This window comes from Pseudomonas fluorescens (assembly GCF_902497875.1).
In the GTDB taxonomy this organism is placed as follows: Bacteria; Pseudomonadota; Gammaproteobacteria; order Pseudomonadales; family Pseudomonadaceae; genus Aquipseudomonas; species Aquipseudomonas fluorescens_BR.
Genome location: NZ_CABVHY010000016.1, coordinates 13,060 through 26,425, shown reverse-complemented (window position 1 = coordinate 26,425; position 13,366 = coordinate 13,060). Strand labels below are relative to the sequence as shown.

Annotated in this window: 10 protein-coding genes; 6 read left to right on the top strand and 4 right to left on the bottom strand. The window is 60.7% G+C overall.

Annotated features, from left to right (window positions below; genetic code table 11):
• Positions 1-2: 2 nt before the first annotated feature.
• On the bottom strand, positions 3-575 hold the full coding sequence (locus tag F8N85_RS17225) for a CsiV family protein (RefSeq protein ID WP_150804756.1): 573 nt from the start codon (positions 573-575) through the stop codon (positions 3-5).
• 10 nt (positions 576-585) lie between these two features.
• Entirely contained in the window at positions 586-4,035 is a 3,450-nt protein-coding gene (mfd, locus tag F8N85_RS17220; protein WP_150804755.1) for a transcription-repair coupling factor, read from the bottom strand.
• 171 nt (positions 4,036-4,206) lie between these two features.
• Here mfd and F8N85_RS17215 point away from each other — a divergent pair, with 171 nt between their 5' ends.
• The 3 genes from F8N85_RS17215 to sthA all read left to right on the top strand — a co-directional run bounded on the left by F8N85_RS17215 (position 4,207) and on the right by sthA (position 8,538).
• Positions 4,207-5,670 carry a glyceraldehyde-3-phosphate dehydrogenase gene (locus F8N85_RS17215; protein ID WP_150804754.1) on the top strand — a complete coding sequence of 488 codons (1,464 nt, stop codon included), beginning with the start codon at positions 4,207-4,209 and terminating at the stop codon, positions 5,668-5,670.
• A gap of 255 nt (positions 5,671-5,925) precedes the next feature.
• On the top strand, positions 5,926-6,933 hold the full coding sequence (locus F8N85_RS17210) for an FAD:protein FMN transferase (protein WP_150804855.1): 1,008 nt from the start codon (positions 5,926-5,928) through the stop codon (positions 6,931-6,933).
• Between the two features lie 210 nt (positions 6,934-7,143).
• The gene (gene sthA / locus F8N85_RS17205) at positions 7,144-8,538 is read left to right on the top strand and encodes a Si-specific NAD(P)(+) transhydrogenase (protein ID WP_150804753.1); all 1,395 of its coding nucleotides are present in this window, start codon (positions 7,144-7,146) and stop codon (positions 8,536-8,538) included.
• Positions 8,539-8,580: 42 nt separating this feature from the next.
• Here the strand turns inward: sthA and F8N85_RS17200 are convergent, their stop codons facing one another.
• Positions 8,581-9,303: a glycerophosphodiester phosphodiesterase gene (locus F8N85_RS17200; protein WP_150804752.1), complete on the bottom strand. Its 723-nt coding sequence runs from the start codon at positions 9,301-9,303 to the stop codon at positions 8,581-8,583.
• An 18-nt stretch (positions 9,304-9,321) separates the two neighbouring features.
• On the bottom strand, positions 9,322-9,909 hold the full coding sequence (locus F8N85_RS17195) for a PilZ domain-containing protein (protein WP_150804751.1): 588 nt from the start codon (positions 9,907-9,909) through the stop codon (positions 9,322-9,324).
• A gap of 94 nt (positions 9,910-10,003) precedes the next feature.
• Between F8N85_RS17195 and F8N85_RS17190 the strand changes: the two genes are divergently transcribed.
• From F8N85_RS17190 to F8N85_RS17180, 3 genes are all read left to right on the top strand, one after another.
• Positions 10,004-11,254: a lipoprotein-releasing ABC transporter permease subunit gene (locus F8N85_RS17190; protein WP_150804750.1), complete on the top strand. Its 1,251-nt coding sequence runs from the start codon at positions 10,004-10,006 to the stop codon at positions 11,252-11,254.
• Between the two features lie 7 nt (positions 11,255-11,261).
• Complete coding sequence (gene lolD / locus F8N85_RS17185) at positions 11,262-11,945, top strand: lipoprotein-releasing ABC transporter ATP-binding protein LolD (RefSeq protein ID WP_191636198.1); 684 nt, start codon at positions 11,262-11,264, stop codon at positions 11,943-11,945.
• Positions 11,946-12,011: 66 nt separating this feature from the next.
• A complete protein-coding gene (locus tag F8N85_RS17180) occupies positions 12,012-13,256 on the top strand; it encodes a lipoprotein-releasing ABC transporter permease subunit (protein WP_150804748.1) in 1,245 nt (414 codons plus the stop codon).
• Positions 13,257-13,366 lie beyond the last annotated feature (110 nt).

The window sequence follows — 13,366 nt, the reverse complement described above, 5'->3', positions numbered from 1 at the left end:
AATCAGTCCGGTATTTCATCGGGGATTGGCGCAGGCGCGGGGGCTGTCAGCGAGGTGATCTTGATCAGCAGGCCGAGGTGGCCGTTGTCGAGGAAGTTCAGCTGGCCATTCTTGGTATGGCTGGACTGGCTCATGCGCTCGCTGGCAGTGACCAGGCCATTGCTGTCGATCTGATTGACCCAGAACTCCGCATCGACGTCGGTAAAACGTCCCAGTTTCAGGTTGAGGGTGCCCTCGATCGGAAACTGGCCGAATTGTTCCTGGCCGTCGCTGACCGCGACTTTGCTCGGCTCTTCGCCCAGGTTCTGTTGCCAGGCCTTGTGCAGTAGAACGGTGTAGTCGTTGCTGGCGGTGAGTTTTTCCACCTCGCCGCCGAGGCTCGGTGTGCGTTCGTCCTGTGCCGGGATGCGCTGGGCGCCGGCGGCCCAGTCTTCCGGTGCGACGATTTTATCGCTGACGATCGCCGGCACGGCGTTCTGCCGGACCAGGATCATTTCAACCTGATACAGGCTGTCGGCAAATGCCGTGGGTGCGACCAGTGCCAGTAGCAGGGTCAGAGAGCGAAACAGGCGCATGCGGCGTCCTTCAAGCAGTTTTCGGAAGGAGGCGCTCAAACAGCGCCTCCAATGTATTGAAACGCTCTTCCGGGCGTTCCATGGGTACCATGAATTTGAACATCGTGGCGCCCTCGAACTTGTAGCGATTGGGCTGGCCCTGGATCAGCTTGATCAGCACCAGTGGATCGACCGGGGTTTGCGCCTCGAATTCGATGCGACCGCCTTGCGGGCCGCCGTCGACTTTCTTGATGCCGAGCAGTTCGGCCTGCAGTTTCAGCAGGGTCAGGCGCACCAGGTTCTTGGTCGGCTCCGGCAACAGGCCGAAGCGGTCGATCATCTCCACCTGCAGGTCTTTCAGGCCTTCCTCGTCGGTGGCCGAGGCAATGCGTTTGTAGAGGATCAGCCGAGCGTGCACGTCCGGCAGATAGTCTTCGGGAATCAATGCCGGCAGCCGCAGGTTGATCTCCGGACCACCGCCCAACGGTTGGTCGAGGTTCGGCTGCTCGCCCTTGCGAATGGCTTTTACCGCGCGCTCGAGCATCTCCATGTACAGAGTAAAGCCAACCGCCTGAATCTGCCCGCTTTGACCGTCACCCAGTAATTCACCGGCACCGCGGATCTCCAGGTCGTTGGTGGCAAGCACGAAGCCCGCGCCGAGGTCCTGGGTGTTGGCGATGGCTTCCAGGCGCTTTTCCGCGTCCGGGGTGATTTGCTGGCGTGGCGGAGTCAGCAGGTAGGCGTAGGCCTGGTGGTGACTGCGACCGACCCGGCCGCGCAGCTGGTGCAATTGCGCCAGGCCGAACTTGTCGGCGCGCTCGATGATGATGGTGTTGGCGCTCGGCACGTCGATCCCGGTCTCGATGATGGTCGAGGCGATCAGCACGTTGAAGCGCTTGTGATAGAAGTCGCTCATCACTTGTTCGAGTTCACGCTCGCGCATCTGCCCGTGGCCGATGCCAATCCGTGCTTCCGGCACCAGTTCGGCGAGGTCGGCGGCGCATTTCTCGATGGTCTTGACGTCGTTGTGCAGGTAATAGACCTGGCCGCCGCGCAGCAGCTCGCGGAGCAGGGCCTCTTTGACCGTGCTCTTGTTCTGCTCCATGACGAAGGTCCGCACCGACAGGCGACGAGCCGGCGGCGTGGCGATGATCGACAGGTCGCGCATGCCCGAGACCGCCATGTTCAGCGTGCGCGGAATCGGCGTGGCGGTCAGGGTCAGAATGTCGACTTCGCTGCGCAAGGCCTTGAGCTGTTCTTTCTGGCGGACACCGAAGCGGTGTTCTTCGTCGATGATCACCAGCCCGAGGTTTTTGATTTTCACATCGTCTTGCAGCAGCTTGTGGGTGCCGATGACGATGTCGATCTTGCCCTCGGCCAGTTCGGCGACCGCGGCGTTGATTTCCTTGGTCGACTTGAAGCGGCTCATCACTTCCACGGATACCGGCCAGTCGGCGAAGCGATCGCGGAAGCTGTTGTAATGCTGCTGGGCGAGCAGGGTGGTGGGTACCAGGATGGCCACCTGACGACCGCCGTGCACGGCGATGAAGGCCGCGCGCATCGCCACTTCGGTCTTGCCGAAGCCAACGTCGCCACAGACCAGGCGGTCCATCGGCTTGGGCGCGAGCATGTCGGCGCGCACCGCGTCGATGGTGGTTTGCTGGTCCGGGGTTTCTTCGAACGGGAAGCCGGCGCTGAAGGTCGCGTAGTCGGCTTTCGGGTCTTCGAAGGCATAACCTTCGCGCGCCGCGCGCCGGGCATAGATGTCGAGCAGTTCGGCGGCCACGTCGCGCACCTGCTCGGCGGCTTTGCGTTTGGCTTTCTGCCAGGTTTCCGAACCCAGGCGATGCAGCGGGGCCAGGGCATCGTCGGTGCCGGTATAGCGGGCGATCAGGTGCAGGTTGGCCACTGGCACATAGAGCTTGGCGCCCTCGGCATAGGCGAGGGTGAGGAACTCGGCTACCTGATTGTCGATCTCCAGGGTGGCCAGGCCGAGGTAGCGGCCGACCCCGTGATCGATGTGCACCACCGGCGCGCCTTCGCGCAGCTCGGTGAGGTTCTTGATCACTGCATCATTGTTGGCGTCGGCGCGCTTTTCCCGACGTCGGCGCTGCATCACTCGCTGACCGAACAGCGGGCTTTCGGCGATCAGTGCCAGTGACGGGTCATCCAGCACCAAGCCTTCGTCCAGCGGGGCAATGGTGATTGCCAGCCGGTGTTTGCTGGCGACGAAATCCGGCCAGCTGTCGACGGTTTTCGGCCGCAGCTTCAGGCGCTCGAGCAGTTCCAGCAGCACTTCGCGGCGTCCGGCGGATTCCGCGGTAAACAGCACGCGGCCGGGAAACTCGTCAAGGAAGCCGGCGAGTGCCGCCAGTGGCTCATTGGCCTTGGCTTCGATCGCCAGGTTGGGCAATGGCTGGGCCGGGAAGCGTTCACGACCGACGCCAGTTTCGACGTCCTGCTGGCTGGCGATCACTCGCGGCCAGTTTTTAAGGCGGGCAAAGCAGTCTTCCACCGGCAGGAACAGTTCGGCCGGCGGCAGCAAGGGCCGTGACGGGTCGACGCGGCGCTCTTCATAGCGGTTGCGCACGTCGTTCCAGAAGTTCTCGGCGGCCTGTTCGATGCCCGGCAGGGAAAACACCTGGGTGTCCTGGGGCAGGTAGTCGAACAGGGTCGAGGTTTCGTCGAAGAACAGCGGCAGGTAGTACTCGATACCGGCCGGGGTAATCCCGCTGCTCAGGTCCTGGAAGATCGGGCAGCGGCGGAAGTCGACATCGAAACGCTCGCGAAAACGCGCCTTGAACCGGGTGACCGCATCCTTTTGCAGCGGAAATTCCCGCGCCGGCAGCAGTCGCACCGAGGTGACCTTGTCGATGGAGCGCTGGTTTTCCGGGTCGAAGGTGCGCAGGGTCTCGATTTCGTCATCGAACAGGTCGATGCGGTAGGGCAATTTGCTGCCCATCGGGAACAAGTCGATCAGCGCCCCGCGCACCGCGAACTCGCCATGCTCGTACACCGTATCGACACAGCGGTAGCCACTGGCCTCAAGCCGGGTGCGCATCTGGTCGACATCGAGCTTCTGGCCGATGTCCAGCACCAGGCTGCTGCCCAGCAGGAATTTGGTCGGTGCCAGGCGATGTAGGGCCGTGGTGATCGGCACTACCAAAACGCCATGACTGAGTTCCGGCAACCGATAAAGGCTGGCGATGCGCTGGGAAATAATGTCCTGGTGCGGCGAAAACAGATCGTAGGGCAGGGTTTCCCAGTCCGGGAAGTGCAATACGGGCAAATCCGGGGCGAAGAAACTCAGCTCCTGTTCCAGCCGTTCGGCACTTTGGCTGTCGGCGGTCAGTAGCAGGGTGAAGCGCTTTGCAGCGCTGGCAGCCTCGGCAATCGCCAGACTGAGGGCGGCACCGGGCAGATTGCCCCAGTGCTGTTTGCCTGCGGCGGCAGGGAGTAGCGGTAGACGCAGAACGGGCACGGAAGGTTGAGCTCCAAGCGTTGCGACAAAGTCGACGATTGTAGCGGGCGAAGGTGCCGGCTGTCAGTTGCAGACTACTAAACAAAGGGTGAAAAGCGTGTCGCGACAGGCGCGCATTGATCCGCGGGGCAGTCGGCGGCATAATGTAGCCCCTTTTTTCTGCCCCTACATATGTGGAAGGTTCCCGTGACTCAGAAGCCCGACCAGTGTCTTGGTGAATGGATCGACCGTGAAGCACTCGCAGAAGCGATGATTCCGCTTATCGGTCAGCTCTACCGCAACAACAACGTGGTGAGCTCGATCTATGGCCGCAGCCTGATCAATCGTTCAGTCATTGCGATTCTCAAAGCCCACCGCTTTGCTCGTCATCGCCAGTCCGATGACAGTGAACTGTCCGTCCACGAAACGTTTCCTCTGCTCAAAGCGATGAGCGAGCTCAAGCTCGGCGCTGCTTCGGTAGACCTGGGCAAGCTGGCGGTCAAATTCAAGACCGAAGGCAATGACCGCACTGCCGAACAGTTCGTCCGTGACGAACTGGCCGATGTGGTCGGCAAGCAAAATGGCTCCGGACGCACCGGCACTGACGTGGTGCTGTACGGCTTCGGTCGTATCGGCCGTCTGCTGGCGCGCATCCTGATCGAAAAAACCGGTGGTGGCGACGGTCTGCGTCTGCGTGCCATCGTGGTCCGCAAGGGCGCCGACAACGATCTGGTCAAACGTGCCAGCCTGTTGCGTCGTGACTCGGTGCATGGCCCGTTCGATGGCACCATCACTATCGATGAAGCCAACAACACCATCACCGCCAACGGCAACCTGATTCAGGTGATCTACGCGAAGAACCCTACTGAAGTGGATTACACCCAGTACGGCATCAAGAACGCGCTGCTGGTGGACAACACCGGTGTATGGCGTGACGCCGACGGCCTGGGTCAGCATCTGTCCTGCCCGGGTATCGACCGCGTCGTTCTGACCGCGCCTGGCAAAGGCAAGCTGAAGAACATCGTGCACGGTATCAACCACGGCGAAATCACTGCTGACGACAAGATCGTGTCCGCGGCTTCCTGCACCACCAACGCCATCGTGCCGGTGCTCAAGGCAGTCAACGACAAGTTCGGCATCATCAACGGTCACGTCGAAACCGTTCACTCGTACACCAACGACCAGAACCTGATCGACAACTTCCACAAAGGCGATCGCCGTGGTCGTAGCGCCGCGTTGAACATGGTCATCACCGAGACCGGTGCTGCCACTGCCGCTGCCAAGGCACTGCCTGAGCTGGCTGGCAAGTTGACCGGTAACGCGATCCGCGTTCCAACGCCAAACGTGTCGATGGCCATTCTCAACCTCAACCTTGAGAAAGCCAGCACCCGCGAAGAGATGAACGAGTACCTGCGCTACATGGCGCTGCACTCCGATCTGCATAAGCAAATCGACTTCGTCAACTCGCAGGAAGTGGTTTCCACCGACTTCGTTGGCTCGCGCCACGCCGGTGTGGTGGATGCTGAAGCCACCATCTGCAACGATAACCGTGTTGTTCTGTACGTCTGGTACGACAACGAATTCGGTTACAGCTGCCAGGTAGTGCGCGTGATGGAAGACATGGCCGGGGTAAACCCGCCAGCGTTCCCGCGCTAAGCTTTAGCTGCACGTGAAAACGCCCCGACTTGTCGGGGCGTTTTTGTTTGTGCGGCAATCAAAAGATCAAGATCAAAAGATCGCAGCCTGCGGCAGCTCCTACACCTACCGAGTACATCCGCTAATTTGCGGGTGTATACGAATCCTGAGCTGCCGAAGGCTGCGATCTTTTAGGCGAGTAACTGTCGCATAATGGCCACCCCTGCTTACAGGGCGAGTCAATTTTCTGGAGGGACAGGTTTGCGCACGTGGCCAATGCAGGTTCTCAGTCTATTCCTGGTGATCGGCGCACTCTCGGGCTGTGGCAATGGCGATTCGCTGGAAAGCTTCGGCGGGCCGACCATGGGCAGCACCTATTCCATCAAATACGTGCGCTATACCGGGATTCCCGGGCCGGCCGAGGTTCAGCAGCAAGTCCAGCACATCCTCGCCGAGGTCGATCAGCAGATGTCGACCTACCGCAGCGATTCGGACATCGAGCGTTTCAACGAGTTGCCGGCAAACAGTTGTCAGCCAATGCCGGCGTCGATCCTGCAATTGGTGCGGGTCGGCGAGCAGCTGTCGATTGAAAGTGACGGCTCGTTCGATCTGACCGTGGAGCCGCTGCTGAACCTGTGGGGCTTCGGGCCCCAGGCCCGCGAGGAGAAAGTTCCGAGTGCCGAAGCCCTGGCTGAAGTCCGCCAGCGGGTCGGGCATGGGCATTTACGGATCGAGGGTGATCGGTTGTGCAAGGACGCGCCAGTCAACGTCGACTTCAACAGTATCGCCGCCGGTTATGCGGTGGACCAGATCGCCGGGAAGCTGACGGCACTCGGTATCGACAGCTATCTGGTGGAAGTTACCGGAGAACTCAAGGCCCTCGGTAAAAAGCCCGATGGCTCACCCTGGCGGATCGCCCTGGAAGAGCCGCGTGACGATCAGCAAGTGGTCGAGCGGGTGATTGTGGTCGATGGTCACGGCGTATCCACATCCGGCGATTATCGTAAATATTTCGAGCAGGACGGGCGACGTTATTCCCACACGTTCGATGCCCGCACTGGCAAGCCGGTGGAACACGCGCTGGCGTCAGTGACAGTGATTCATACGTCGGCGTTGATGGCTGATGGCTTGTCGACACTGTTGCTGATTCTGGGGCCGGAACGCGGTTGGGATTATGCAGAAAAACACCAGGTCGGCGCTTTTTTTGTGATGCGCACCGATAGCGGTTTCGTCACACGAAGCAGTCAGGCTTTTGTACGGCTGAGCGCGGATAAAACCAAGTGATTGCGCGCGTTCGCGTCGAGTGCTGGCGATGTAGTGCAGGCAAAAGTAGCCTACGACGCGACCAAGGGTTAATGTGCGCGGCGTTGACGCTTCTATAGACTGTGTCCGGGTTTTCTTGATGACCCCAAATTGTTCCTTCATGCCGCACAGGCCGGCATGATTTAGCCGCGGGTACCTGAGTGGTGCCGCGGCCTGTTCTGAGGAGTACGCATGGCTGTCTACAACTACGACGTGGTGGTGCTGGGTTCCGGCCCGGCTGGAGAAGGTGCGGCGATGAACGCCGTCAAGGCAGGGCGCAAGGTGGCGATGGTCGATACCCGTCGTCAGGTCGGCGGTAACTGCACCCACCTGGGGACCATCCCGTCCAAGGCCTTGCGTCACTCGGTCCGACAGATCATGCAATTCAACACCAACCCGATGTTCCGGGCCATTGGCGAGCCGCGCTGGTTCTCTTTTCCTGACGTACTCAAGAGTGCGGAAAAGGTGATTTCCAAGCAGGTTGCCTCGCGCACCGGTTATTACGCACGCAATCGGGTTGACCTGTTCTTCGGCACCGGCAGCTTCGCCGACGAGCAGACCATCGAAGTGGTCTGCGCCAATGGCGTGGTCGAGAAACTGGTGGCCAAGCACATCATCATTGCTACCGGTTCGCGCCCGTATCGCCCGGCCGACATCGATTTCCACCACCCGCGTATCTACGATAGCGACACCATCCTGAGCCTGGGCCACACCCCGCGTAAACTCATCGTTTATGGCGCCGGCGTGATCGGTTGCGAGTACGCCTCGATCTTCAGTGGTCTTGGGGTATTGGTGGAACTGGTGGATAACCGCGGCCAGCTGCTGAGCTTCCTCGACTCCGAGATCTCCCAGGCCCTGAGCTACCACTTCAGCAACAACAACATCACGGTGCGGCACAACGAGGAATACGACCGGGTCGAAGGCCTCGACAACGGCGTGATCCTGCACCTCAAGTCCGGCAAGAAGATCAAGGCCGATGCCTTGCTCTGGTGCAACGGGCGTACCGGCAACACCGACAAGCTGGGCATGGAAAACATCGGGGTCAAGGTCAACAGCCGTGGTCAGCTCGAGGTGGACGAGAACTATCGCACCTGCGTGCCGAACATCTACGGCGCCGGTGACGTGATCGGCTGGCCGAGCCTGGCCAGTGCCGCCCATGACCAAGGGCGTTCGGCCGCCGGCAGCATCGTCGACAATGGCAGCTGGCGCTTCGTCAACGACGTGCCAACCGGCATCTACACCATTCCGGAGATCAGCTCGATCGGCAAGAACGAGCAGGAGCTGACCCAGGCCAAGGTGCCGTACGAAGTCGGCAAGGCGTTCTTCAAAGGCATGGCGCGCGCGCAGATCGCCGGTGAGCCCCAGGGCATGCTGAAGATTCTGTTTCACCGCGAGACTCTGGAAGTCCTCGGCGTGCACTGCTTCGGTTACCAGGCCTCGGAGATCGTGCACATCGGCCAGGCGATCATGAACCAGCCGGGCGAGCTCAATACCCTGAAGTACTTCGTCAACACCACGTTCAACTACCCGACCATGGCCGAAGCCTATCGGGTAGCGGCTTACGACGGCCTCAACCGGCTTTTTTGAGCGGCTCCGGCCGGTGGCCTGAGCCGGCCGGGGAGACCGATTTCAGCAATTCTCGAGAGTGGCGCTGGCCAAACCGGGAAAGTCTGTAATCAGGCTATCTACGCCGAAGTCGGCGAGCCTGCGCATCAGCGCGGGTTCGTTGACTGTCCATACCGACACATGCAAACCCTGACGCTGCGCCTTCTCCAGGCGCTCGGGGGTGCACAGCGTCCAGTTCAGCGCGAGAATCTCACAGCCATAGCTTTGCGCGACCTTGATCGGGTCGAGCCAGGCGTATTCGGCGACCAGCCCGCGGGATATATCGGGTGTCAGATCCAGCGCGGCCTTCAGCACTTCCCTTGAGCTCGAGGTGATGCTGATCTTGTCCAGCAAGCCGAAGCGCTGGGCCATTTCGCGAATCGCCAGCACCGTGGTGACCGCGCGAGTGCGCGAAGCGCTCTTGACTTCAAGCTGCCAGTGCTCGAAATCACACTTCTCGAACAGCTCCTCCAAACGCGGAATCGGACATGGCTTGATCCAGCCCGGCCCGCCGTTGCGCGCATCGTAGGTCGCCAGGTCGGCGGCCGAATGCTCGACCACCTTGCCGCGACGGTCGGTGGTGCGCTTGAGCGTCGGGTCGTGGATCACCATCAACTCGCCGTCCATGGACAAATGCAGGTCCAGCTCGCAGCGACGTACCCCGTGCTTGAGGCATTGCTGAAAACCAACCAGGGTGTTTTCCGGTGCTTCGCCTTTGGCGCCGCGGTGGCCGTAGATAAGGGTCACAGTTCTTCCTTAAAAAAGTTAATCGCCGGATAAATCGGTTTGTTCGCGGGCCAGGCGTCGCTCCTGCGCCTGTTTCTGCAAGATGTAACGGGCCAGCAACTGGCGTTGCGCGTCGGTCGGCGACTCGAACTCAGTGCCGATTTTGAACGTGCCGAAGCCCTCCGGTTCACAGTTCGTGACCTTGGCCCGCAACAGCAGGCCCAAGGCTTGCGGCATCAGCAAGAGCTTGATCGCCAGATGGCTGTCGGGTGGGTAGGCGAGGTGATGCTCGAACTCGATGCCGCCTTCGGACAGCACCACGGCCTGTGGCTCCTCGAACTTGTCGAGCACGGTCTGGGCGACAACCTGGCCAAGCAGGTCGATGCGCTTGTTCAGCACCTTCAGGTAGGTGGCCATGGTTCGATCGCGTTCGCTGATCTGCCTGAGCAGGTGCTGCGACTCGAATTCGCTCAGGTGCAATTCGCTGAGCAGATTGAATAGTGTCGACTCATCCTGCAACACTTCCTGGCCTGTGGCTTCCAGGGCAGACAGGGGCCGAATATCCAGTGCGATCGTGTCCTCGATACGGTAGTATTCGCGGCGATCTTCTTCATCTAATGTCGACATGGCGAACCCATGGTAGTAGCGGTGGTCTGAGTGTAAAGCTGGTTACCAACCCCCGCCACAAGGACGTTCCTTTTCCCTCCGAACAAGCCCCGACATGTTCAGACCTCTCTTCGTATTTATTGGCACGCGTTACACCCGTGCAAAGCGTCGCAATCATTTTGTGTCATTCATTTCCCTGACCTCGATGATCGGACTCGCCCTCGGCGTGGTCGTGATGATCGTCGTGTTATCGGTGATGAACGGCTTCGATCATGAGATGCGCACCCGCGTGCTGGGCATGGTGCCCCACGCGACCATCGAAGCCGGTGAGCCGGTCAGCGACTGGCAACGCCTGGCCGCCAAGGTCAAGCAGAACCCGCAGGTGCTGGCGGTTGCGCCGTTCACCCAGATGCAAGGCCTGCTGACCAACAACGGCAAGGTCTCCAAAGTGCTGCTCAATGGCATCGACCCGGCGCTGGAACGGCAGGTGTCGATCATTGATAAGTTCATGCTGCAGGGCAAACTCGACGACCTGGCGCCCGGCAGTTTCGGCATCGTCATCGGCGACAAGGCGGCGGCCAAGCTTGGCGCTGCGATCGGCGACAAGCTGACGTTTGTGGCGCCGGAAGTCACCGTGACTCCGGCCGGGATGTTCCCGCGCATGAAACGCTTTACCGTGGTCGGCATCTTCCATGTCGGCGCCGGTGAAATCGACGGCTACCTGGGTGTCACTAATCTGCAGGATCTGGCGAAGTTGCATCGTTGGAAACCGGATCAGGTGCAGGGCATCCGCCTGAAGTTCGACGACCTGTTCCAGGCACCGCGCACCGCGTGGAGCATTGCCCAGCAGCTCGGCGAAGATCGTTTCTACGCCCGTGACTGGACCCGCACCCACGGCAATCTGTATCAGGCCATCCGCATGGAAAAAGCCATGATCGGCCTGCTGTTGCTGCTGATCGTTGCCGTCGCCGCCTTCAACATCATTTCCACGCTGGTGATGGTGGTGAATGACAAGAAGGGCGACATCGCGATTCTGCGCACCCTCGGCTCCACACCGGGGCAGATCATGGCGATTTTCATGGTCCAGGGCACGGTGATCGGCGTGGTCGGTACGCTGATCGGCGCCGTGGTCGGGATGTTCGCCGCGCTGAATGTCAGCGCCGCGATCTCCGGCCTGGAAGGCCTGCTGGGGCACAAATTCCTTAACGCTGACGTGTACTTCATCGACTACCTGCCGTCGCAGCTGATGGCCGAAGACGTGTTGATGGTCTGCGCCGCCGCGTTGGTCCTGAGTTTCCTCGCCACCCTGTATCCAGCCTGGCGTGCCGCGCGCACCCAGCCCGCGGAGGCGTTACGTTATGAGTGAGTTGGGCATGAGTGAAAAAGCAATCTTGAGCTGCCGCGACCTAGGCAAATCCTACGAGGAAGGTCCTGAGTCGGTGGTGGTGTTGTCTGGCCTGCAACTGGAGTTGCATCCGGGTGAGCGCGTGGCGATCGTCGGCACTTCCGGTTCGGGCAAAAGTACCTTGCTCAACCTGCTGGGCGGCCTCGATACTCCGTCCTCGGGCAGTGTCTGGCTGGCCGGTGAGGAACTCTCGGCCCTCAACGAAAAGGCCCGCGGCTTGCTGCGCAACCGTTCGCTGGGTTTCGTCTACCAGTTCCACCACTTGCTGCCGGAATTCACTGCCCTGGAAAACGTCTGCATGCCGCTGTTGATCGGCCGCACGGCGATTCCCGAGGCGCGCAAGCGTGCCCAGGCATTGCTTGATCGGGTAGGGCTGGGTCATCGCCTGGAGCATAAGCCGGCGGAACTGTCCGGTGGCGAGCGCCAGCGCGTGGCAATTGCCCGGGCCCTGGTCAACAATCCGGGGCTGGTGATGCTCGATGAGCCGACCGGCAACCTCGATTCCCACACCGCTCAAGGCATTCAGGATCTGATGCTGGAACTCAGCACCTCGATGCGCACCGCGTTCCTGGTGGTGACCCACGACATGAACCTGGCCCGCCAGATGGATCGCGTCCTGCACTTGCAGGAAGGTTACCTGACGCCTATCTGATTGGCCGAAACCCGGCGTGGCTGAAAAGCGTGTCGGGTCTTTTATTTTTATACGGTGCCCCAGCGAATGTTCAGACCGTTATCGATCTTTATCGGCACGCGCTATACCCGCGCCAAGCGCCGCAATCGTTTTGTTTCGTTTATCTCGATGACCTCGATGATCGGCCTCGCCCTGGGTGTGCTGGCGATGATCGTGGTGCTCTCGGTGATGAACGGTTTCCAGCGCGAAATGAGCTCGCGCATCCTCGGCATGGTGCCCCACGCGACCATCGTCGGCGTTAACCCGATCGATGATTGGCAGCCGGTGGCCGCCGCCGCGATGAAAAATCCTGAAGTGACCGCCGCAGTGCCGTTCACCGAGATGGAGGGCATGCTGTCCTATAAGGGTTCGATGCAGCCGATCCAGATCAGCGGCATCGACCCGGCTCAGGAAGGCAAGGTCTCGATCGTCGCCCAGCATATCGTCCAGGGTCGCCTGGATGCGTTGAAACCCGGTGAGTTCGGGGTGGTGCTGGGTGAAATTACCGCGCGGCGCTTTCGCTTGAACGTCGGCGACAAACTGACCCTGATCGTCCCGGAAATCAGCTCCGCCCCCGGCGGCATCACGCCGCGCATGCAGCGGCTGAATGTGGTCGGGGTGTTCAAGGTCGGTGCCGAGCTGGACGGTTCGATGGCGCTGATCCACCTCGCCGACGCCGCGCAAATGCAGCATTGGCAGCCGAATCAGGTGCAAAGCGTGCGGCTGGCGGTGAAGGATCTGTATGCCGCGCCGCAGGTGTCGAGCGACATCGCCAGCGGCCTGGGCGCCGATTTCAAGGCCGATGACTGGACCCACACCCAGGGCAGCCTGTTCAGCGCGATGAAGATGGAAAAGACCATGATCGGTCTGTTGTTGCTGATGATCGTTGCGGTGGCGGCCTTCAACATCATCGCCACCTTGATCATGGTGGTGAACGACAAAGGCGCGGACATCGCGATCCTGCGTACCATCGGCGCGACACCCGGGCAGATCATGGCGATCTTCATGGTTCAGGGCACGGTGATCGGGGTCGTCGGCACATTGATCGGCGGAATCCTCGGGGTCATCGCGGCGCTGAATGTCAGCGAACTGGTGGGTTGGGCGGAGCGGGTCAGTGGCCAGCACATCTTCAGTTCCGACGTGTACTTCGTCAGCAACCTGCCGTCCGAACTGCAAGGCGCGGATGTGGCGCTGATCTGCAGCGCGGGTTTTGTCCTGAGCTTCCTGGCCACCGTCTACCCGGCCTGGCGCGCATCGAAGATCCAGCCTGCGGATGCGCTGAGGTATTCGTAAGCCGTAACACCGATCGCGAGCAGGTCGGATCGCCGCACCGTCGCTCCCACACTGGTCCTCAGTCGTACACAAACTAAGTGTTCACTGAAGATCTAATGTGGGAGCGAGCT